Origin of the sequence: Bradyrhizobium elkanii USDA 76 (genome assembly GCF_023278185.1) — a bacterium.
GTDB lineage: Bacteria > Pseudomonadota > Alphaproteobacteria > Rhizobiales > Xanthobacteraceae > Bradyrhizobium > Bradyrhizobium elkanii.
Map to the genome: position 1 here is coordinate 4716697 of NZ_CP066356.1, position 20205 is coordinate 4736901.

At 63.3% G+C, this 20205-nt stretch carries 24 protein-coding genes; all 24 read left to right on the forward strand.

From position 1 onward, the window contains the following. Positions 1-23 precede the first annotated feature (23 nt). Positions 24-233 (forward strand): hypothetical protein, encoded by a 210-nt coding sequence (locus JEY66_RS23010; RefSeq protein ID WP_026192795.1) that lies wholly within the window; start codon positions 24-26, stop codon positions 231-233. Between the two features lie 373 nt (positions 234-606). Further along, positions 607-1527, forward strand: coding sequence for a hypothetical protein (locus JEY66_RS23015; protein WP_244620807.1), 921 nt, complete (start codon positions 607-609; stop codon positions 1525-1527). After that, complete coding sequence (locus JEY66_RS23020; protein ID WP_018271761.1) at positions 1524-2201, forward strand: transcription termination/antitermination NusG family protein; 678 nt, start codon at positions 1524-1526, stop codon at positions 2199-2201. Before JEY66_RS23015 ends, JEY66_RS23020 begins: the two co-directional genes overlap by 4 nt. Before the next feature lie 435 nt (positions 2202-2636). Then, entirely contained in the window at positions 2637-2918 is a 282-nt protein-coding gene (locus JEY66_RS23025) for an HNH endonuclease (protein ID WP_018271760.1), read from the forward strand. A 98-nt stretch (positions 2919-3016) separates the two neighbouring features. Next, positions 3017-3526, forward strand: a complete 510-nt coding sequence (locus tag JEY66_RS23030) for a hypothetical protein (RefSeq protein WP_018271759.1) — start codon at positions 3017-3019, stop codon at positions 3524-3526. Next, positions 3526-3855, forward strand: a complete 330-nt coding sequence (locus tag JEY66_RS23035) for a DUF3307 domain-containing protein (protein ID WP_018271758.1) — start codon at positions 3526-3528, stop codon at positions 3853-3855. The genes JEY66_RS23030 and JEY66_RS23035 overlap by 1 nt, the downstream gene beginning before the upstream one ends. Continuing rightward, positions 3855-5606 (forward strand): terminase large subunit, encoded by a 1752-nt coding sequence (locus tag JEY66_RS23040; RefSeq protein ID WP_018271757.1) that lies wholly within the window; start codon positions 3855-3857, stop codon positions 5604-5606. Before JEY66_RS23035 ends, JEY66_RS23040 begins: the two co-directional genes overlap by 1 nt. A gap of 9 nt (positions 5607-5615) precedes the next feature. Then, on the forward strand, positions 5616-6863 hold the full coding sequence (locus tag JEY66_RS23045) for a phage portal protein (RefSeq protein WP_018271756.1): 1248 nt from the start codon (positions 5616-5618) through the stop codon (positions 6861-6863). After that, positions 6860-7549 (forward strand): HK97 family phage prohead protease, encoded by a 690-nt coding sequence (locus tag JEY66_RS23050; protein ID WP_198390634.1) that lies wholly within the window; start codon positions 6860-6862, stop codon positions 7547-7549. Before JEY66_RS23045 ends, JEY66_RS23050 begins: the two co-directional genes overlap by 4 nt. Positions 7550-7556: 7 nt before the next feature. Next, the gene (locus JEY66_RS23055; RefSeq protein WP_018271754.1) at positions 7557-9047 is read left to right on the forward strand and encodes a phage major capsid protein; all 1491 of its coding nucleotides are present in this window, start codon (positions 7557-7559) and stop codon (positions 9045-9047) included. 102 nt (positions 9048-9149) lie between these two features. Continuing rightward, positions 9150-9578, forward strand: coding sequence for a hypothetical protein (locus tag JEY66_RS23060; RefSeq protein WP_018271753.1), 429 nt, complete (start codon positions 9150-9152; stop codon positions 9576-9578). Between the two features lie 68 nt (positions 9579-9646). Beyond that, positions 9647-10342: a head-tail connector protein gene (locus JEY66_RS23065; RefSeq protein ID WP_018271752.1), complete on the forward strand. Its 696-nt coding sequence runs from the start codon at positions 9647-9649 to the stop codon at positions 10340-10342. 30 nt (positions 10343-10372) lie between these two features. Beyond that, positions 10373-10873 carry a hypothetical protein gene (locus JEY66_RS23070; RefSeq protein WP_018271751.1) on the forward strand — a complete coding sequence of 167 codons (501 nt, stop codon included), beginning with the start codon at positions 10373-10375 and terminating at the stop codon, positions 10871-10873. Positions 10874-10884: 11 nt separating this feature from the next. Next, the gene (locus JEY66_RS23075) at positions 10885-11247 is read left to right on the forward strand and encodes a head-tail adaptor protein (protein WP_018271750.1); all 363 of its coding nucleotides are present in this window, start codon (positions 10885-10887) and stop codon (positions 11245-11247) included. Further along, positions 11244-11642 carry a DUF3168 domain-containing protein gene (locus tag JEY66_RS23080; RefSeq protein ID WP_018271749.1) on the forward strand — a complete coding sequence of 133 codons (399 nt, stop codon included), beginning with the start codon at positions 11244-11246 and terminating at the stop codon, positions 11640-11642. The genes JEY66_RS23075 and JEY66_RS23080 overlap by 4 nt, the downstream gene beginning before the upstream one ends. Before the next feature lie 45 nt (positions 11643-11687). Beyond that, a complete protein-coding gene (locus JEY66_RS23085) occupies positions 11688-12113 on the forward strand; it encodes a phage tail tube protein (RefSeq protein WP_018271748.1) in 426 nt (141 codons plus the stop codon). Between the two features lie 121 nt (positions 12114-12234). Continuing rightward, positions 12235-12735, forward strand: a complete 501-nt coding sequence (locus tag JEY66_RS23090; protein WP_018271747.1) for an HK97-gp10 family putative phage morphogenesis protein — start codon at positions 12235-12237, stop codon at positions 12733-12735. After that, entirely contained in the window at positions 12732-13142 is a 411-nt protein-coding gene (locus tag JEY66_RS23095) for a GTA-gp10 family protein (RefSeq protein WP_018271746.1), read from the forward strand. Before JEY66_RS23090 ends, JEY66_RS23095 begins: the two co-directional genes overlap by 4 nt. A gap of 171 nt (positions 13143-13313) precedes the next feature. Beyond that, on the forward strand, positions 13314-15323 hold the full coding sequence (locus JEY66_RS23100) for a hypothetical protein (protein ID WP_018271744.1): 2010 nt from the start codon (positions 13314-13316) through the stop codon (positions 15321-15323). Next, positions 15320-15736 (forward strand): hypothetical protein, encoded by a 417-nt coding sequence (locus JEY66_RS23105; protein WP_018271743.1) that lies wholly within the window; start codon positions 15320-15322, stop codon positions 15734-15736. Before JEY66_RS23100 ends, JEY66_RS23105 begins: the two co-directional genes overlap by 4 nt. Next, on the forward strand, positions 15736-16257 hold the full coding sequence (locus JEY66_RS23110) for a hypothetical protein (protein ID WP_018271742.1): 522 nt from the start codon (positions 15736-15738) through the stop codon (positions 16255-16257). Before JEY66_RS23105 ends, JEY66_RS23110 begins: the two co-directional genes overlap by 1 nt. After that, positions 16254-16667: an NlpC/P60 family protein gene (locus JEY66_RS23115; RefSeq protein ID WP_018271741.1), complete on the forward strand. Its 414-nt coding sequence runs from the start codon at positions 16254-16256 to the stop codon at positions 16665-16667. The genes JEY66_RS23110 and JEY66_RS23115 overlap by 4 nt, the downstream gene beginning before the upstream one ends. Continuing rightward, positions 16664-19330 carry a host specificity factor TipJ family phage tail protein gene (locus JEY66_RS23120; protein WP_018271740.1) on the forward strand — a complete coding sequence of 889 codons (2667 nt, stop codon included), beginning with the start codon at positions 16664-16666 and terminating at the stop codon, positions 19328-19330. Before JEY66_RS23115 ends, JEY66_RS23120 begins: the two co-directional genes overlap by 4 nt. Then, positions 19330-20205 carry a hypothetical protein gene (locus JEY66_RS23125; protein WP_018271739.1) on the forward strand — a complete coding sequence of 292 codons (876 nt, stop codon included), beginning with the start codon at positions 19330-19332 and terminating at the stop codon, positions 20203-20205. The genes JEY66_RS23120 and JEY66_RS23125 overlap by 1 nt, the downstream gene beginning before the upstream one ends.

The following is a 20205-nucleotide window of genomic DNA, read 5'->3' on the forward strand; positions in this document are numbered from 1 at the left end:
CGCTCGACACGGTGCTTAGGGCTTTGGCCGAGGAAAACCCGGAAGCTGTGCGGCTTGCCGATGCGATCTGCTGGCTCGCATTCAAGGGGAAAGAGCTGGGTGAGCTGGCGCCGAGCGGCCTGTTTCGGCGGGAATGGCTGGGCCGACTGGCTCGCGCGGTCGAGGTCGGCGCGCCGTCGCGCATGACCGGCGAGCAGATCGCAGACCGCATTCTGCAGGTGCCTGCAGCGTGAATTTCAGTGCTGTTGCGTCGCGTTATCCGACCCTCTTTGATCAGGAAATGAAGCTATGACGACCGCGAAACGGCGACCCCGCCGCATCGCCGCCGACGAGGCGCACAGCTGGGCGCGGCATTTACGGCTGCGAAATCCAGGGGCGAAAGATGTTCTTAAGAACCTAACGATCTATGTCGACGGCGAGGGCTGTTGCTGGGTCGGCATCCCGTCGCTGGCCGAGGATCTCGAAATGTCGCCGGACACCATCCGGCGCCGGCTGGCGTGGCTCGAGATGGTTGGCGCGATCTCGCGCGAGGCGCAGTGGATCGACGAATACGGCGTCCGCAACGGGCAGCAGCGCGGCAGGCGAACGACGGATAAAATCCGCCTGTTGTTCGAGGCCGACGTCGACGTGATCGAGGCACGCGCGGCCGGCGAAATTGTCGACGCGGAAAACGACGCTGTTTCAACGGCATCTGACCCTAGCAAGTTGCGAGGGTCAGACCCTCATGCTGGGACTCGGTTGGGACTCGGCCGACCCTCGCAATCGTGCGAGGGCCTAATCTCTGAACCTGAACCTGAAGATTCCCCCCAAGCCCCCATGGGGGGCGGGCGTGAGCCGTCTCAGGACGGTGAAGGGGAAGCGGAGCCCGAGCATTTCGCCGAGGCGTGGGATGCGTGGCCGGTGAAGCTGCGACGCGACCTTGCGCTGGCCGAATTCGGCAAGTTGTCGCCGCCCGATCGCGCGCTGTGCCGTGCGGCGATCCCGCATTTCCTCAAGATGCTTCGCGATCTCCGGCGCAACCACGTTCCGAATTTCCATCTCTGGGTGCGGACGCGCGGCTTCGACGAGTTCCCGAACGCAGGCAAGCCAGCGGAAAAGCCGGCGCAGCCGACCCGGCGTCTCGTCCAGGGCGACGAGCTGAGCGGATTGCAGGTCGCTGTGTCGATCGCCGAACGCCGTGATCTGCCGCTGGTGCAAGACCAGACGCTCGGCTGGGGCTATTGGACAGCGATGCCGCCGCAACCCGATCTCGTCGCCATGTCGAAACATTTCGGCGTTGACCGCGACAGTTGGCTGATCGTCGAGCCGGGCTCGCCGCAGTTTGCTGCCTGGCGCGATCGGTTCAAGCTGTGGCTCGGTGTCGAGCCGCAGGCAGAGCGCATCTTCCTCGAGCCGTTCGATCCGAACGTGCACGGGGTGTCGTCGTCAAATCCGAATTTCAGGTTGCGCAAGGCGAGGTCGGGCTTCCGCGTGCCGCGTGAGTTTCCGCCGCTGCGCGATGGCAAATGGTCAAGGGAGAGCGAATGAACATGCACTACGAAAAGGGGCAATTCGTCGGTTACGTCACGGTCGCGGGCCCGAGGTCCGAGGTCCCTGTTCCGAACCGCTGGTATTTGCGGCAGTGCTCGCCGGGCTGCGACGCTCGTGTGATTGAGCGGCTCCGTATGCTTGATGTCAGCGCGTGGTCACCGACTATTGTTCGGTTCATCGATCGCCGCACAGGCAAAGTCGCGGCAAAGCCTCACCTCGGCAAGCGCGTGGAAAAGCCGTTTCTGCCGGGTCTGATCTTCATTCCTGATTTCGAGCTGAACAGCGCAGCGATGCGCCATGGTGTTCCGGATCTCGGTGAATTCCTGCGGGTCACAGTTTCTGGCGGTGGCAGAGTTATCGAGCGCTCTGACTTTATGCGGGAAGTTCACCTGGTCGACGAATATACGTTCGCGTCGATGAGGGTAGTGGACATGGCCGTCCTGCGCGACATCGTGAACGACGAGAACGGCGTGCGTATCGGGCGCGGCCGTCGTGGGAACTACAAGCCTGGTGACATGATCTATATCGTTGACGGCGATAGCCCGCTATTCGCGTTCGCCGCCGAGGTAAAACGAGGAATTGACTCAAGGGGGCGACTCAATGCCTTCATTGCGTCGTTGATGGGCGGCGTTTCGGTCGATCTTTCCGAAACGCAGGTTGAGCCGGCTTAGGGATCGCCATCGCGGCCTAACGGTTCAACGTCAAGCGGAACGCTTGATGCCTCGCGATCTGGGTGATTCCAGATCGACGCGCGAAGCGCACCCACGAAGCCCAGCCATCGCGCCGGGCTTTGTCGTATCAGAGTGTAGCCTCTGAAATGGCAATCGAGCGGGAAGGCGGGGCCGCTACCGTCTGGAGCCGCAACATTGAGCCCGGCACGGCAACGTGCCGGGCTTTTGCGTGCATAGGTGCGAGCGAACTTCGCCTCTCGCATTGGAGGGCAGCCATGTAGCCGTGGCCCATACGCCGACCGCAGCAATGCGGTCGGCGTTTCCATTTGCATAGGGTGTGCGGTAGCGCCTCGCGCTATCGCTGCCCTCCTTGGGCGTTTCCTCCCTAGACTTCAGGCCGGCCATCGCAAGGTGGTCGGCCTTCCTTTTAGATGAATGCCTCAGCCACCATGGAAAGCCTGGTACAAGCTTGCACGCTGGCGAGCGCTGCGCCTGCGCATCTTCCTGCGCGATCTCTACACCTGCCAACGCAAGGGCTGCGGTAGGGCTGAGCACAACACAGCGCTGCTGGTGTGCGATCACATCAAGCCGCACCGTGGCAATGAGGCGCTGTTCTGGGACGAGGGCAACCTGCAGACCCTGTGCAAGGCATGCCACGACAAGGACAAGCAGCGCGAGGAGCAGGCAAGCCTGCATATGCGCGGCGTCTGGGACTGATCTGACCGAGAGGCTCAAGGGGTGGGGGGTGGGTAAATCCTCAAGCAATTCCCTCCGCGCGGACCGGCGCCTCTCTCATTGGCGGATTTTTTTTCGTCGTGACCGATAATTTTGACCTGTTCGGCGATCCCGTCCCGACTAACCATGGTGGCCGGGGACGGCCGCAGCATGTGCCGACGCAGGAAAATCGGAATCGCGTCAACATGTTGCTTGCCTGCGGCTGGAGCAATGAACGGATCGCGGCTGCGCTTCGCGTCACGATGCCGACGCTGCGGAAGCATTATTTTTCCGAGCTGAAATATCGCGATGTCGCCCGCGACCGATTGGACGCTTCGTTGCTGATGCGGGCGTGGGATGGCGTCCAGAAGGGCAACGTCTCTGCGATCCGGATGTTCGGCCATCTGCTCGACCGCAACGATCTGATGAACTTCGGCCAGGCGGGGCGGCCGCGCGGCGCTCCCGCCGGTGACAAGTCGGACGAGAAGCCAGCCAAGGCAGAGAAGCTCGGCAAGAAAGCCGCGGCGCTCGCCGCCGCACAGAAACCCGATGTCGGCACGGCGATGGGTGAGCTGATGATGCGTCGCCAGCAAGCGGGAACGTCGCACTGATGGTCGCGCTGTTTTGGATGCTGGTCGGTCACGCCGTCGCGGATTATCCGCTGCAGGGCGACTGGTTGTCGCGCGCCAAAAACCAGCGCCTCGATCTCGTCCCCGGCGAGGTCATCTGGCCTGGCGCGTTGCTTTCGCACGCGATCATCCATGCCGGCGCCGTGCAGCTCGCGACCGGGTCTTGGCCGCTGGCTTTGCTCGAGCTCGCCGTGCATGCCGCGATCGACTGGACCAAGTGCAGCGGTCGGATCGGCTACAACGTCGACCAGGCGCTCCACGTTGGCTGCAAGCTGGTCTGGGCCGGACTGCTGATGGTCGGGATCGCCTGATGCTCGCGCCGATCGACACCGCTGCGCCGCCCGTTGCGGCTGGCATGTGGGACCTGTCCTGCGTCGACTGGCAGGATCGGATCCGCGAGGGCCGGTCGCTGATGCCGGACGTCCCGCTGTTCGCCGCCGAGGCGGACATGGCGCAGGCGTTCTACGACGAGATTCAGCTGCCTGACGTACCGGGCAAGCCGAAAATGCGGACGGCGTCGGGCGAATGGTTCCGCGAGCTCGTCCGCGCCGCGTTCGGCAGCTGGGACCCGGCAAGTCAGACGCGGTATATCCGCGACATCCTGCTCATGGTGGTCAAGGGTTCGTCCAAGACCACGAATTCCGCGGCGCTGCTGCTAGTCGCGATGCTGATGAACTATCGGCCGCGCGGTAAAGCACTGTTCATCGGTCCGACGCAGGCGATCTCGTTGCGTGCCTATGAGCAAGCTGTCGGCATGATCGAGGAATCGCCGGACCTCAAGCGGCGGTTCCGCACGCACGATCATGACATGTCGATCGAGGACCTGGTCACCAAGGCCGAGGCGCAGGTCAAAACCTTCGACGTGAACATCCTGACCGGCGCGATGGGCCTGTTTTTTGTGCTGCTCGACGAGGTCCATCTGCTCGGTAACAAGCCAAATGGCGCGAAGGTGCTGCGCCAGATCCGCGGCGGTCTCGACAAGACACCCGAAGGCCTGCTCGTGATGACGACGACGCAAAGCGACGGCATCCCGGCCGGCATCTTCAAGTCGGAGCTGAAATTGGCGCGTAATGTTCGTGACGGGAAATATCGCGGCAAGGTCATCCGGCCGATGTTGCCGCTGCTGTATGAGTTTCCGCCTGAGGTCGCCACGCTGACGCGCGAGGAGCGGGCGCAGGGTGTTGAGCCGCGCTGGATGGACCCAGCTTATTGGCCGTGGGTCATGCCGAACCTCGGCCGTTCAGGTTCGTCGCTGCCCGAATTGATCGCCGATTGGGAAGGCGAGCGCGATAAGGGCGATGAGGCGATCCGGATCTGGGCTTCGCAGCATCTCAACGTCGAGATCGGCCAGGGCATCAACAATGAGGGTTGGCGCGGCGCGGACTACTGGGAAGGCGCCGTTGACGAGACCATCACACTCGAGGCGCTCATTGAGCGCTGCGATGTCATCACCCTCGGAATCGATGGTGGCGGCCTCGACGACCTGCTCGCACTGGCCGCAATTGGCCGCGACAGGGTTACCCGCGAATGGCTCGGCTGGTTCAAGGCGTGGGCGAATCCGAAGGTGCTCGAAGTCCGCAAGGATATCGCGGCGCAACTTAAGGATTTCGAGGAGGCCGACGAGCTGTCGATCTGCCCGGTGCCGCAGGACGTCGAGGAGCTGGCAGCGATCGTCGCGACCATCATGGCGTCGGGTAAGCTGCCGAAAAAGAACGCGATCGGCATCGATCCGAACAATGCTGCAGCGATCATTGAGGCGCTGACCGGCGTCGGCGTGACCGACGAGATGATCCGCCGGCTGCTGCAGGGGCCCGCGCTGGCGCCCGCGATGTATGGACTCGAACGCAAGCTGTCCGATGGCACGTTCTGGCACGCCGGGACGCTGCTGATGGCCTTCGTGATGGGTAACGCGAAGGTAGAGCAGCGCGGAAATTCCGTGATGGTGACAAAAGCCGTGTCGGGCCGCGCCAAGATCGACCCGCTGATCGCGTTGTTTCAGGCCGCGATCCTGATGAGCTGGAATCCGCAGTCTGAACCGAAATCATTCTGGCAGAAGTCGTAAGGGCAACGCATGGGGCTTTTGCAGCGCATTATTGCGCCGTTCCGAAAGAATGGCGGCGATCCTGACGGTACCCTCAGGCTGTTCCGCGAGATCTACGGCCGGGGGCCGTCGAAATCCGGCCGGACCGTCAACGTCGTCACGGCGCTCGAGGTCGCGACCGTGTTCGCCTGCCTTCGCGTCATCGCCGAGGGCGTTGCGCAGTCACCGTGCGATCTGTTTCGCGATCGCGCCGGGGGCGGCAAGGATCTGGCGGTCGACCATCCGCTTTATCTGCTCTTCGCGCTGTCTCCGAACGACCTGCAGACGACGTTCGAATTCTTCGAGACCCTCGTCTTTCATGCGGGTCTGACCGGCAACTTTGTCGCCTTCCGCAATATCGTGCGTGGTCGCGTCGTCGAGCTGATCCCGTTTGAGCCTGGCACCTACACCATCAAGCTCAATGACGATCGGACGCTGACCTATAAGCTGCGACGGCCGAATGGTCAGACCATGGATTTCCCGCAAGAGGCCGTCTGGCATGTGCGGGGGCCGTCGTGGAACGGCTGGGCTGGTATGGATCTGCTCCGGGTCGCCCGCGAGGCTGTCGGCTTGTCCATCGCGATCGAGTCTGACCAGGCGCAGCTTTACAAGAATGGCCTGCGCACCAGCGGGACATACTCGGTCGAGGGCTCGCTGGGTGTCGAGCAGTACAAGGAGCTCCGCGAGTTCATCCGCGAATATCAGGCCGATCAGGAGGGCGGTCCGCTGATCCTTGATCGGGCTGCAAAGTATCTGCAGGAGACGATGACGGGCGTCGACGCTCAGACCCTCGAGTCTCGCAAATTGCAGATCGAGGAGATCTGCCGCATTTTTCGCGTGATGCCGATCATGGTCGGTCACGCCGGCAACACCTCGCCGACCTTTGCCAGCGCCGAGCAGTTTTTTATCGCGCACGTCGTGCATACGCTGCTGCCATGGTGCCGGCGGATCGAGACCTCGATCAACAAATTTCTGATCGGCGAAAGAGACTATCTCGCCGGCGTCAAGGCCAAGTTCAACCTAAATGCTCTGATGCGCGGGTCGTTCGCCGATCGCCAGAAGGCTTTCGCCCAGATGCTCGGCCTCGGCGGCGCTGCGGCCTATGCCGAGGTCAACGAGGTGCGCGAGCTCGACGACATGAATCCGGTTGCGTGGGGCAGCGGCAAGCCGGAGCCCGCGCAGGCGACCAAAAAGCCAAACCAGGCCGACTCGGCCGACAATCCGCAAGGGGATGCATGATGGTGCAGAACGTGCTCGCGTGCCAACTCGCCGAGGTGAAGTTCGCCGGCTCCGAAAACGACATGACGTTTTCGGGATATGGCGCGATCTTTGGCAACGTCGACAGCTATGGCGATGTGATCGCGCCTGGCGCCTTCTCGGACACTCTATCGCGTGCCAAATCGCAGAATGACTGGCCGGCGATGCTGTCGCAGCATGGGTCGTTCCTCGGTGGCGGCGACAACGTCCCGGTTGGTGTCTGGACCTCGATGCAGGAAGACAGCAAGGGGCTCGTCGTCGAGGGCAAGCTGGCGCCAACGCCGCGCGGCCAGGAGCTCTATACGCTGATGAAGATGCAGCCGCGGCCAGCCATCAATGGCTTGTCGATCGGCTATGTGCCGAAAGAGTGGAGCGTGCGGACCCGACCGGAGGAGCCGCGCCGTACGCTCAAAAAGGTCGACCTGATGGAAGTGTCGATCGTGACCATGCCGGCCAACCCGAAAGCGCGGGTGACGCAGGTCAAATGTGCATCCATTCGTGAATTCGAGAGCTTCCTGCGGGACGCAGGCGGTTTCTCGCGAGCCCAGGCGGCAGCAATTGCCGCCGGTGGGTTCAAATCCATCGAGTCCATGCGGGATGCTGGCGACGATGGGCAGGAAGTAGGCGCGTCGATCGACCGCCTGATCTCAACTCTCACAGGGAAGTAATCCACCCATGAAACAGTTTGTTCTTGGCCGCGGCGCCTTTGCCGTCGGCATGCTGGCGCTTGTCACGGTTGCCGCCGTGCTTGTGCTCGGCTTCGATGTCCATCCCGCCGCGGCAGCGACGAGCCACGGTTGGACGAGCTATACCGCCGAGTTCGGCTCGCTCGCCGGCGTGCCGACCGAGCTGAAGGCTGTCTTTGACCGCATCGGTGAGGCCTTCGAGGCGTTCAAGAAAACGCACCAGGAGGAAATCAGCGGCATCAAGAAAGGCTATGCCGACGTTGTCACGGCCGACAAGCTGCAGAAGGTCAGCGACTCGCTCGACAAGGCCGTCGAGGCCAAGGCCGCGCTCGACGCCAAGGTCGAGGCCGAGATCAAGCATGTCGACGAGATCGAGAAGAAGCTCAACCGCCTCGGTCTCAAGAATGACGAGAACGGGCGCCTGCAGCTCGAAGTGAAGGAATTTAACCGGCTCCTCGAGACCCGTGGCGAGCGCGGTGTTCAGCCCCTCGATGAGACCAGCTATGTTGCCTACAAGGCGGCAAGCGAGAAGTACCTCCGCAAGGGCGACAAGCTCCTGTCAGCCGAAGAACACAAGACCCTTGCTGTCGGTTCGGACCCGGATGGCGGATACTTCGTTACGCCGGACACCTCCGGCCGGATCGTCAAGCGGATCTATGAGACCAGTCCGGTTCGCCAGTTCGCCAACCAGCAGACGATCTCGACCGACAAGCTGGAGGGGATCGAAGACACCGACGAGGCCGGCGCTGGTTATGCCGGCGAGCGCACCACGTCGGGCGATACCAAGACGCCGCAGGTCGGCAAGTACTCGATCCCGGTGTTCGATATCGACACCGAGCCGAAGGCCACTCAGAATCTGCTGGATGACGCCGCTGTCGACGTTGAGGCTTGGCTCGGCGGCAAGGTCAGTGACAAGTTCTCGCGTTTCGAGAACAAGGAATTCGTCACCGGCGCTGCCAACAAGATCCGCGGCTTTGTGCTCGGCTATGATACGGCCGAGGATACCGGCAGTGGCGTGGCGTGGGGCAGCGTGGGCTATCTCAAGACCGGCGTCGACGGCGACTGGGCGGCAGCGAACAAGGCCGACGCCCTGATCGACGTCCAGGGACTGCTCAAGAATGGCTATCTGCAGGGCGCGGTCTGGTGCATCAAGCGTAAGCTGATCGCCGAGATCCGCAAGTTCAAGAACAGCCAGGGTGATTATCTCTGGCAGCCGTCGTTGCAGGCTGGCACGCCGGAGATGATCCTCGGCTATCCGGTCGCTCGCATGGAGGACATGCCCGACAAGGCGTCCAACAGCTTCTCGATCGCCTTCGGTAACCTGAAGGAAGCATATACGGTCGTCGATCGCATCGGCATCCGCGTCTTGCGCGATCCCTTCACGCAGAAGCCGTTCATCAAGTTCTACACCCACAAGCGCACGGGTGGCGGCTTGGTGAACTTCGAGGCGATCAAGCTGATCAAGTTCGGCACCGCCTGATCCCAGCGCGAAGCTTTCCCTGCATGGGGCTCCGAATTCTGGCCGGCGGCCCGCTGACGGGCCGTCGGTTTCCCGCAACGTCCATCTAGAAAGGGTTCATTGATGCGCGACATCATGGACAATCTCGACCTCAAGCGCGCGATCTCGCCGCAGGCGGCGCGCACTGACAATACGCCGATCGTGTCCCAGATCGTCGATCTGAAGGGTTATGACGGCTGCATGCTGGCGATCGACGTCGGTACCAATACCGACAGTGATGCGACCTTTACGGTCCTGATCGAGGACGGCGAGGCGGCCAATCTGTCTGACGCGGCTGCTGTGTCGGACGACTATCTGAACGGCCTGGAATCGACTGCCAGCTTCACGGCGGCTGCCGATGACAACAAGATGCGCAAGATTGGTTATGTCGGCATCAAGCGCTATGTCCGCGCCACGATCACCCCGGCAGCCAACGATGCCGGCAACATCTTCATCACTGCGAATTGGGTGCTCCGGCCGCTTCGTCGGCCGGCGCCGAATCCGCCGGTCTAAGACCTCCCATTGCGACCCGGCGCGCTTGTTGCGCGCCGGGCATTTATCGTTAGCGGAACCTGGCTCCCATGCATCGCATCCTGATCACCCCGCCGACCGACGATGTACTCGCGCTCGAGGATGTGAAGCGGCATCTGCGCGTTGACTACAGCGACGATGATGCCCTGATCAGCGCGATGATTGTTGCTGCCGTCGGATTGCTCGATCCGGCTGCCGGCGGCACGCTGGGGCGAGCGCTGCGCCCGCAGACGTGGGAATTGCAGCTGCCGAGCTTCTATCTGGATACGGGCAATGAGCCGTATCGGCGTTTCGATCATGACGGTCGTCGCTCATGGCGCGACAGTCATTCCGCGATCAAGTTGCCGCATCCGCCATTGATATCCATCGACAGCGTCACCTATGACGATGAGGCCGGCGAGGCGCATACGCTGATCGAGAACACAGATTTTCGCGTCATCGGGAAGGGCGGACGGAGTTCGCAATCCATTATCCCTGCGCCGGGCAAATGCTGGCCTGCGGCGCGATGGCAGCCCGATGCCGTCCGTATCCGCTACACCTGCGGATATCCCGCGCCCGCCGCGGCGCAGGGTGAGACACTGGCGGTGCCGGAGACGATGCCGCAACCGATTCATGTCTGGCTCAAGCTGCAGATCGGCGCGTTTTACGAGAACCGAGAGATGTTCGAGGTCGCGCAGCGCGAGAGCGCGGCGACTTTGCCAGATTTCATCACCAATATGCTCGCGCCGTTGCGTGGGTATGTCTAACCAGGCCTCAAACCTCCGGAGCAAACTGCAATGAGCTCGCTTAAGACCACAATTCGCGCCGGCATCGGCTATGAAAGCAAAAAGTCGCTCGATCAGCGCGACGTCGTCGACACGGTGACCGCGTCGCCGGATATCCTGCTCGGCAGCGGTACCGGAACGGGCAAGGCCGATATCGCATTCTGCGACACGCGCACGCTGGCGGCCTCGAGCAGCGAAAACCTCGACCTGGCCGGCGGCATCACCGATGCCTTTGGCGCGACCGTCAATTTCGTCAAGGTCAAGGCGATCGAGATTGAGAACCCGGCCGCCTCGCTCTCAAACCTGACGATCGGGGCTTCTGGCGCGAATGCTTTTGTCGGGCCGTTTGCCGATGCGTCTGACGGGATCGTCCTCAAGCCCGGCGAGAAGGTGATCCTCGTCAGCCCGGCCGGCTGGCCGGTGACGCCGGCGACCGCCGATATTCTCAAGGTCGCCAACAGCGCCGGCGGTAGCGTCGATTACAAGATCAAGATTGTCGGCGCCTCGGCGTAGGGCAGCGCGATATGACCGCGGGTGTCCTGCGTTTTCGGCTCGCCTTTGACCGGCGGGCCGACGTCGACGACGGTGCCGGTGGGCTCGAGGGCGATTTCGTCGAGCAATTTCGCCTCGCAGCCGAGCTGATGCCAAAGCTAGGCGGCGAAACCGTCCTGGCCGCGCGCCTGGTCGGTCAGGCAACGTTCGTGCTGAGGGTGCGGTCCTCGAGCCTGTCGCGCCAGGTTACGCCCGACTGGCGGGCGCGGGACGTCCGCAGCGCCGCAGATCCCGACAAGCAGACGGTTTACGCGATCCTGTCGGGGCCGATCGACGTCGAGTACGGCAAAAATCGCTACCTCGAATTCCTGCTGCAGACTGGCAAAGCACCATGAGCGCGATCGTCGACCAGTCGGGCTGGCTGCAGACGCGGATTGTCGGCCTGCTCAAAGCAGGAGCGACAGCCGCGGCAGACCGGATTTATTGCCCGGTGCCGCCAGCTGCGAAATTTCCTTACGTCTCGATCGGTGACGTCCAGGTCATCAACCAGCGTTTTGAATGCCTGCAGGGAGCCGAGTATTTCGTGACGGTGCATGCCTGGTCGCGGGAGCGCTCCAAGCTGGAGATCCGCTCGCTCGGCAAGCAGATTACCGCACTGCTCGACGACGCCGACATCTCGGACGGCGAGGTCAGCGTCAACACCTGCGAGATCGACAATTCCCAGTACATAGATGATCCGGACGGCAACACGTTTCACGCCGCGCTGACGTTCCATGTCCTGACCGACTAACTCCTCGCATCTTTCCTCAGAATCTCGTCTCGAAAGGATCGGCTTATGACGCAAGCCTCGACAATCAAGTTTGGTTCGTTCCTGGTGGAGCTCGGCGACGGCGTGACGCCGACCGAAGGCTTTTCCGCGCCTTGCGGGCTCAACTCCCGCAGCTTCAATCGGACGGCAGCGACGAATGATACCAACGTTCCGGACTGTGACGATCCGGATGCGCCGTCTTGGCTCGAGCGCGACACGGTTTCGTTGTCGGCGGCGATCGCCGGTGCCGGCGTGGTCGCTGACGAGGATTTCGACGTCTGGAACAGCTGGTTTGAATCCGGTGCGACCAAGAACGTTCGCATTCGCCTCAAAAACCGCACTTGGATCGGTCCCTACAAGTGCACCAAGCTCAACGTGACCGGCCAGCGTGGCAGCCGTGTCACTTTCGACGTGTCGCTCGACAGCGACGGCGAAACGGTCCTGCAGTCGTAACGCAGGCCGTCATCCGCGACGCGCGCCGGTGAATTGGTCTCCCGCCGGCGCCGCGGGAACGGCAGGCATACGGGCCGCCTGTGCGGAGCAAGGCCCGTACCCATTTCAGGGATTGACGCCGATGGGCACAAATACGACAGCGCGGAATTTCAAGGCCCGCATGCAGGAACTGGCCCAACAGATGAAGGGCAGTTTCCATGACATGCTGCTCGCGCAGGGCGATGAGCTCGTCGACAATATCCAGCGCGCGATCCCGCACAACGTGACCGGACATCTCAAGCAGTCGGTCAGGAAGAAAGATGTTTCGACCGACACAAAGCTGACGGTGCTGGTGCTCGCCGGCGGTCCACTGACGACCAAGCGCACGCCGGCCGGCCATTCGTTCGATTACGCGCTGGCCGAGGAGTTTGGAACCGAGAAGCAAGATCCTCGGCCATTCTTCTATTCCAGCGTCCGGCTCTATCGCGCCGGCGGCCTCGAGCAGTTCCGTGAGACGTTCGAGGAGACGATCGCCGAGAACAACCGCACGCGGGCCATCCTCAAAGACAATTATTCCAACGCCGGCGTGAGTGTGAACGTCGGCCATCGCGGCGCGATCTCGGCGCCGAAGGGGCTGAAATGAGCGCAGACGCTAAGCTCGAACTCGTCTGGGGCAGTGGCGAGCAGGTATTCGCCTTTGGCATTGGCCAGTGGCGGACGCTGCAGGAGAACGTCAACCGGCGGCGCCTGGCGATTGGGGCGCCTCTTGTAGGTCCGATGGATCTGCTCAACGCGGTGAAGGCGAACAACGCTTGGCCGGACGACGTCCGCGATATCATCCGCATCGGCCTGATCGGCGGCGGCATGTCGCCGCGTGACGCGCATCTCGAGCTGACGCAGCATTTCGACAGCACGCCGCCGCTGCAGCACATGAAGCCGGCGCTGGTGATCCTGATGGCCGGCCTGGCCGGGCCGCCTGGCGCATCAGAGGACGGCGGAAAAAAAAAGACGCCAGCGAGCCGCAAGGCGGACCAATCGATTTCGGACTGATCTATGGCACGGGCGCCGCGATCGGCTTTTCGCCCGATCAGGTCGATCGCTGCTCGTTCTGGCAATTCCGCATGTGCGTCGAGGGCTTCAATCGCGCCAATGGCGCGGAGGAAAAGATCGACGCGCCGTCCGATGACCTGTTTGACGCACTCCTAGAGGGTCGTTTCGAGGATGACTGACCTTGTCGCCGTGCTCGGAGCGCGGCTCGACCAATTCGCCGCCGACCTCAACCAGGCGGGCGATATGGCCGATGCTGCGGTCTCGCGCATCGAAAATGCGTTCTCGAGCCTCAATCCGGGTCTCGGGTCGTTCGCCACGATCGGGACGTCGATCGCCGGGGCGACCGCGGCGGCGACCGCGCTGCTCGCGGTGCTGGAAACCGTCAATGCGCAGGTCGCGCAGATCGGCAAGAATGCCGAATATGTCGGCGTGACGGTCGAGCGTTTCCAGCAGATCCGCTATGGGGCGACGCAGGGCGGCGTCAGCGGCAAGGATGCGGACGCCGACCTCAAAAAGGTCGCTGATCTGCTGGCGGATGCGCAGAACAACGAAAATTCGCTGACCAAGATCCTCGACGCGAACAATATCAAGTATCGCGATCGGAACGGCGCGGTGACCGACCTCAACGGTCTGCTGAAGATCGCCGGCGATCTGCTCGGTCGGTTCGATTCGATCCCGGAAAAGACCAAGGCGGCGCAAATGCTCGGCCTGTCGTCGGACTGGGTCGAGGCGCTGCGCGGCGGCTCCAAGGCCTTCGAGGACGTCGCCTCGAGCGCGAACGCGGCCGGTGCCGTCATCGACGCGCAAACGATCGCCAAGGCGCAGATCTTCGATCGGGAGTGGAAAAAGTCGACCGATCAGCTGTCCTACCAGTTCAAGGCAGTCACGGCCGACATCGCCGGTTGGCTCGACGATCTGATCAACAAGGCGCAAAACCTCGTCGCCGAGATCCTCAAGTCGCAGAATATCCAGCCCGGCAGCGGGCAGGGCAAATTCGATGCCTACGCCGACGCGCTGTCGATCGCCGCCAAGGATGCGGCCGGGTTGCCGCAGGACCTCGAGCAGGTCGATCGTGTGCTCGATCGCTTGCGTGCCAAGCCGAACGCGGACGAGGGCATCATTGCCGGCCTCGAGGATATCCGCGCCAAGGCGAAGGAGGCCGCCGACGAGAGCGAGCGGGCCGCCAAAATCTGGTCAGCACTGAATTTTCCGGCGGGCGTGCCGACGCCGGCGGCGCGGCCGGCCGTGGCCGACGAAAAGACCGGCACCGGCGTCTTGCCGGTCCGCAAGCAGGAAAGCGATTCCCGCGACCAGTTCGATACGTCGATCGACCAGATCAACAAGCACATTGCGACGTTGAATGCCGACACGGCGGCGACGTTCCAGAACAATGCGGCGCGGCAGCAGCTGCGCGCCGAGTTTCAGGCGTTGACGGCCATCATGCGCGATGACGGCGAGGTGACGCAGCAGCAGATTGATGCCTATGAGAAACTGCGCGCCAGCATGTCGGCGCAGCAGGCGCTCGAGGCGGCCGGGATCAATCTGACGAGCGAGCACAAGACGGCCTTTCTCGCGGCCTCGGAGGGCATCAAGCAGGCCGCCGCGAGTTACGACCAGGCCCGCCAGAAACTGGCGGACATCAATAAGGCCAGTGCCGAGGTCGGTAGCGCGCTCTCCAGCGCCTTCGCGGACGCCGTTGTGGAGGGGAAAAACCTGAACGATGTGCTGTCGAGCCTCGTCAAGACGCTGGAAAAGGCGGCGATCAATTCCGTGTTTTCGTCGTTCTTCAACGCGCCGATCGGTGGCGGCCTCTCGCCTGCTGCGGCGCTGTTCAAGAGCTTCATTCCCGGCTTTGCCGAGGGCACCGACAGCGCGCCGGGCGGCATGGCCTGGGTCGGCGAGCGCGGCCCGGAGCTCGTCAACCTGCCGCGCGGCGCGCAGGTCATTCCAAATTCGGCCTTGCGATCGGGCGGCGGCGGGAGCGTCGCGATCAGCGTCAATAACAACGTCTCGCCGACCATGACGGTCACGGCGCAGCAGTCGGTCGACGGCCGAGGGAATCGCCGGATCGACCTCGTCCTGGATGACCAGATCGCGGCCAATCTCGGCCGGTCGGGATCTGCGACGCAGCGCGCGCTGTCCGGCGGGTTTGGTGCGAAGCCGAGAGGGGTGCGGCGATGACTGCGATCTGGCCGGATGACCTGCCGTGCTGCCCGCTCGACGGGATCAGCGCCGGTCCGCGCAGTGCGCGGATTGTCACGCCTGTCGACGTCGGGCCGCCGAAGATGCGCCGGCGCGGCGCGCCGCTGCGCACCATCGCCCTGGCGCACTATTTCGACGCCAACCAGCGCGCGCGGTTCGATCGCTTTTGGGACGAGGATCTGCGTTACGGCACCCTGCCGTTTTTGTATCGAGATCCGCATTTCAACAATTACCTGCTGTCCACCGAGCTCGGCGCGGTGCTGCAGGATGAAAACGGCGTTCCGATCAGGGTCGAGTCCTGGATTTTGTGCGTTTTCAGCGCCAACCAGCCGACATGGTCGAAGCGGGGAGGGAAGTTCTTTCCGCAATTCGAGATCGTCGAGCTGCCCTGATGCCGCAATTGTCCCTGTCATTTCGCCAGGCGTTCAACGCCGAGGCGACCGACGACGTGCCGATCGTGCTGGTCGCGCTGACGCCGAACGACGGCGGCGAGACGGTCTATCTGTCGAGCGATCCAACGCAGCGGCTCTCGGAAGATCCGCTGAGGTACGGCACCATCAGCAAGGGGCCGGACGGCCAGACGCGAGAATACGAATTCGTCCTGATGGCGATGGCGTGGCCGGACGATCAGGAATCCAGTCCGCCGGCGACGTTGCTGACCTTCGACAATGTCGCCGAGGACATGGCGGCGACCGCCCGCAGTGTGACGCCGGGGACGCAGGCGGACGTCGTCCTTAGTCTGGTCACGTCGTCAGATCCTGATTTCGTCGAGGAAACCTACCTGATGAAGGCGACCGGCGCGACCTATGACGCGCAGAGCGTTTCGCTGTCGGTCTCGCGCGAGCCGATCGAGACCGAGCCGTATCCGGCGCAGCGCATGACCAAGCAGCGGTTTCCGGGGCAGTTCCGATGACGGCCTGGTCGAACAACTATATCGGCATTCCGCGCGTCCAGGCAGGCCGCTCACGCGCGGGCGTCGACTGCTATGGCCTGCTCTGGCTGGTCTATCGCGAGGTCCTCGGCCTCGAGCTGGCGAGCTATGCTGGCGAGTCGGTCGACGCACCGGAGCGCGTCGAGATCGCGCGCCTCGTCGAGTGCGGTCGATCGGCGTCGCCCTGGCGCGAGGTCTCGCCGGGGGCTGAGCGTGAATTCGACATGGTGGTTTTCAGGCGCGGCCGGATCGCCGATCACGTCGGCCTTGTGCTGGCGCCTGGCTGCATGCTGCACGTGGTCGACGAGACCGGAGTCTATCGGGAGACCTTCTCCTCCGGTCGCTGGCGCGGGCGCCTGGTCGCGTTGCACCGTCATGAGGCGCTCGCATGAGCCGCGCACTTGTCCTGCCCTATCTGGACGTCGGCAAGGGCCGCCAGACCTTGACGGTCGCGCCGCGGACGTCGGTCGCCGATATGATCGCCATGGCGTTCCCGTCATTGCCGGCGCAGCGCATGGTCCGCGTGTCGATCGGCGAGCATGTGATCCCGCCGGATCTCTGGCGCCTCGTCCGGCCGCGGGAGGGGGCGACGGTCATCATTCGGCTGGTGCCGCAGCAAAGCGACACGCTGCGCAGCGTCCTGACCGTTGCCGTTCTAGTCGCGGCGGTATCGCTTGGCCAGTTCTACGCGCCTACGATCGCCGGCGCCTTGCTGCCGGCCAGTTTCACTGGCTACGGCGCCGCGGCTGCGACGGCGTCGACACTTGCGACGGTCGGCTCGCTAGCGACCGCTGGGTTTGCCCTGGCCGGGACGCTGCTGCTCAACGCCCTTGTGCCGGCGGCGTCCCTCGGCGACCAGGGCAGCGGCACCTCCCTCAACGCGATCACGGGCCTGCAGAACACGTCAAATCCCGGCGGCGTCATTCCCTCGATCCTCGGCCGGCATCGCTATGCGCCGGTCTATGCGGCGCCGCCCTACACTGAGATCATTGACGACGACCAGTACGTGATCGCGGCGTTCCTGTTCGGCCATGGCCCGCTCAACCTGTACAGTCACCAGCTCGGCGATACGCCGAAGGATAACTTTGCCGACGTCCAGATGGAGATCCGGCAAGGCCTTCCGGGCGACGAGCCGCTTACGCTCTATCCGCAACAGGTTATCGAGGAGCAGCTCTCGATCAACATGCGCGGCGATGGCGGGCCGTCGTCGCGCTTCACGGCACGGGACGTGACCGAGGCCTCGATCGACATCACCTTTTCGCAGGGTCTTGTCTATATCGATAATAAGGGGCGGAATTCGCTGATCGAGGTCGATTTCCTGCTGCGGCAACGCAAGATCGGCGCCACTGATTGGACGACCGTCCAGACGATCTCGATCCTGGCAAAGACCAGGCAGCCTATCAGGCGCAGCATCCGCTGGACGTTTCCCGAGCGCGGTCAATACGAGATCGAGCTCACGAGGCTGTCGCAGGATTATGACGACCAGAGCGACAAGATCGCCCGTTCCGATTGGACCGCGCTGCGCGCGTTCCGGCCGGAAAGCCCGTTCAACTACGACGAGCCACTCGCCAAGGTCGCGCTGCGCATCCGCGCCAGCAACCAGCTCAATGGCATCGTAAACAACTACAACGCCGTTGCCGCGCTGGTCTGCAAGGATTGGGATAGCGCGACCGGGGCCTGGATCGAGCGGGAGACGTCAAATCCGGCGTCGCTGTTCCGGCATGCGTTGCAGGGGCCTGCCAACGTTCGCCCGAAAGCGGATTCCGAGATCGATCTCGCCGGCCTGGCCGACTGGCACGAATTCTGTGCCGCCAAGGGGCTGACCTACAACCGCGTGCACGATTACGACGCTACGCGCCTCGATGTCCTGCGCGACATCGCGGCGGCCGGCCGGGCGACGCCGCATGATGACGGCGCAAAATGGGGCGTGACGATCGACCGGCCGCAAGCGGCCTATACTGCGGCGATCAGCCCGCGCAATTCCTGGAATTTCCAGGGTAAGACGTCTTATGCGCTGTTTCCCGACGGCCATCGCGTCAAGTTCATCGATGCGACCAACGGCTGGAACCAGGCCGAGCGCATCGTCCCGTTTCCGGGCGTCAATGCGGACCAGGTCGAGGTCACCGAGGATCTCGAGCTGCCGGGGGTCACAGATCCGGATCAGATCTGGCGGGCGACGCGCCGACGGCAATATGAGCTGATCCATCGGCCGCACAGCTACACGGTCAGCCAGGATTTCGAGTCGCTCGTCCTGGCGCGCGGCAATCTCGCGGCGCTCAATCATGACATTCTGGACCGCGACCAGGTCGCTGCGCGCATCCGGTCCGTCGTCGGCCAGCGCGTCCAGCTCGACACCGAGGTCGAGATGCAGGAGGGCAGGGCCTATGCCCTGGTCGTGCGTCATGCTGATGGATCGTCGATCCGTCGCACGGTCCTGACCGTCGCCGGCGAGCTCTCGGTCCTGGACCTGGTCGGCGACGTCTCGGCGATCGCGCCTGGCGATCTGGCCCTGTTCGGGACGACCTTGAAGGGGCCGACGATAGACGTCCTGGTCAAGAATATCGAGCGCGGCGACAACCTGACGGCCAACCTGACGCTGATCGACGCTGCGCCGATCATTGACGAACTCACCGACGCTGAGATCCCGCCGGCATGGGACGGTCGCGTCGGCGAGGTCGAGGACGTCTCCGGCCTGGTGCCGGCGGTGCCATCGGTCGCCGTGTCCGACGCCGCGCTGACGTTTAACGTGACGGTTACCGCCGGCACGGGCGCGATCGCGGTGCCCGCGACCTACGTGATTTCCTATCGCCTGCATGGCGGCGGTGCGTTCTCGACGATCACGATCCCGGCCTATCAGAGCATCGCATACATCGTCGGCTTTGCGGTCGGCGACGTGATCGACGTCAAGGCGCGGGCCGTCAGCTCGTTCGGCCAGTCCAGCGCGGATTCGCCGATCGTCGAGGCAACGCTGCATGAGGCGATCGCGCAAACCCCGACCGCCGACGACAATACCGTCAAGGCGGATTCTGCAATCTTCACAGCGGACTTTTTCTGATGGCACAGCAAGTCGTGAATGTCGGCGCCGTGGCCAATGACGGCACCGGCGATGCTCTCCGGACTGCGTTCCAGAAGCTCAACGCGAACGATACCGAGCTCTATTCGATCACGGGGTCACACACCGCGACGCTCGCGACCTATGGCACGGCCGCGACCAAGAATGTCGGAACGGCCGCCGGCAATGTGCCCGTGCTCGACGGCAGCGGCTTGCTCGATACGGCGGTCCTGCCGGCGCTCGCGATCACTGACGTCTTTACGGTCGCCTCGCAGGCCGCAATGTTGGCACTCGCCGCGCAAAAGGGCGACATCGCGATCAGGTCGGACCTGAACAAGTCGTTTGCCTTGTCGACCAATTCGCCGGCGACGCTCGCGGACTGGAAAGAGCTGCTGACGCCGACAGATGCGGTCCTCGCCGTCGCCGGCTTGACCGGCTCGATCAGTGCTGCGGCCCTCAAGACGGCGCTGGCGCTGGTTAAGGGCGACGTCGGCCTCGGCAACGTCGATAACGTCAGCGTCGCAGCGGCGCCGACCGATTATACGCCGAGCCTGACAAGCGACACGGGCGATTTCACGACGGCCACGGCGACCGGCACCTATAAGAAACATCCGGACGGATATTTCGACCTTCACGCCGAGATCACGATCACGAACAAAGGGGCGGCTGACGGTACGGTGAAGGTCGGCCTTCCTGCCGGCATCACGCCGGCGGCCAGGGTTTCGGGATTTGGCGTCGATTTTGGTACGGGCACCATTTTGCGCGTCACCGGCGGAATCGGAGCCGGCACGGTCAACATCGTCAATTTCGATCTCACGAGTGCGGCCAGAAACAACGTCAATCCGCTCGTGATCGATATCCGCTTCAAGGCCAGCTAA

What these genes read in the sequence shown, in the direction of transcription:
- JEY66_RS23110 (WP_018271742.1), top strand. Translation starts at nt 15,736, where the DNA reads ATGCCGCAATTGTCCCTGTCATTTCGCCAGGCGTTCAACGCCGAGGCG.
- JEY66_RS23040 (WP_018271757.1), top strand. Translation starts at nt 3,855, where the DNA reads ATGCTCGCGCCGATCGACACCGCTGCGCCGCCCGTTGCGGCTGGCATG.
- JEY66_RS23035 (WP_018271758.1), top strand. Translation starts at nt 3,526, where the DNA reads ATGGTCGCGCTGTTTTGGATGCTGGTCGGTCACGCCGTCGCGGATTAT.
- JEY66_RS23115 (WP_018271741.1), top strand. Translation starts at nt 16,254, where the DNA reads ATGACGGCCTGGTCGAACAACTATATCGGCATTCCGCGCGTCCAGGCA.
- JEY66_RS23080 (WP_018271749.1), top strand. Translation starts at nt 11,244, where the DNA reads ATGAGCGCGATCGTCGACCAGTCGGGCTGGCTGCAGACGCGGATTGTC.
- JEY66_RS23075 (WP_018271750.1), top strand. Translation starts at nt 10,885, where the DNA reads ATGACCGCGGGTGTCCTGCGTTTTCGGCTCGCCTTTGACCGGCGGGCC.
- JEY66_RS23055 (WP_018271754.1), top strand. Translation starts at nt 7,557, where the DNA reads ATGAAACAGTTTGTTCTTGGCCGCGGCGCCTTTGCCGTCGGCATGCTG.
- JEY66_RS23065 (WP_018271752.1), top strand. Translation starts at nt 9,647, where the DNA reads ATGCATCGCATCCTGATCACCCCGCCGACCGACGATGTACTCGCGCTC.
- JEY66_RS23070 (WP_018271751.1), top strand. Translation starts at nt 10,373, where the DNA reads ATGAGCTCGCTTAAGACCACAATTCGCGCCGGCATCGGCTATGAAAGC.
- JEY66_RS23120 (WP_018271740.1), top strand. Translation starts at nt 16,664, where the DNA reads ATGAGCCGCGCACTTGTCCTGCCCTATCTGGACGTCGGCAAGGGCCGC.
- JEY66_RS23025 (WP_018271760.1), top strand. Translation starts at nt 2,637, where the DNA reads ATGCCTCAGCCACCATGGAAAGCCTGGTACAAGCTTGCACGCTGGCGA.
- JEY66_RS23020 (WP_018271761.1), top strand. Translation starts at nt 1,524, where the DNA reads ATGAACATGCACTACGAAAAGGGGCAATTCGTCGGTTACGTCACGGTC.
- JEY66_RS23050 (WP_198390634.1), top strand. Translation starts at nt 6,860, where the DNA reads ATGATGGTGCAGAACGTGCTCGCGTGCCAACTCGCCGAGGTGAAGTTC.
- JEY66_RS23095 (WP_018271746.1), top strand. Translation starts at nt 12,732, where the DNA reads ATGAGCGCAGACGCTAAGCTCGAACTCGTCTGGGGCAGTGGCGAGCAG.
- JEY66_RS23045 (WP_018271756.1), top strand. Translation starts at nt 5,616, where the DNA reads ATGGGGCTTTTGCAGCGCATTATTGCGCCGTTCCGAAAGAATGGCGGC.
- JEY66_RS23060 (WP_018271753.1), top strand. Translation starts at nt 9,150, where the DNA reads ATGCGCGACATCATGGACAATCTCGACCTCAAGCGCGCGATCTCGCCG.
- JEY66_RS23090 (WP_018271747.1), top strand. Translation starts at nt 12,235, where the DNA reads ATGGGCACAAATACGACAGCGCGGAATTTCAAGGCCCGCATGCAGGAA.
- JEY66_RS23085 (WP_018271748.1), top strand. Translation starts at nt 11,688, where the DNA reads ATGACGCAAGCCTCGACAATCAAGTTTGGTTCGTTCCTGGTGGAGCTC.
- JEY66_RS23125 (WP_018271739.1), top strand. Translation starts at nt 19,330, where the DNA reads ATGGCACAGCAAGTCGTGAATGTCGGCGCCGTGGCCAATGACGGCACC.
- JEY66_RS23100 (WP_018271744.1), top strand. Translation starts at nt 13,314, where the DNA reads ATGACTGACCTTGTCGCCGTGCTCGGAGCGCGGCTCGACCAATTCGCC.
- JEY66_RS23105 (WP_018271743.1), top strand. Translation starts at nt 15,320, where the DNA reads ATGACTGCGATCTGGCCGGATGACCTGCCGTGCTGCCCGCTCGACGGG.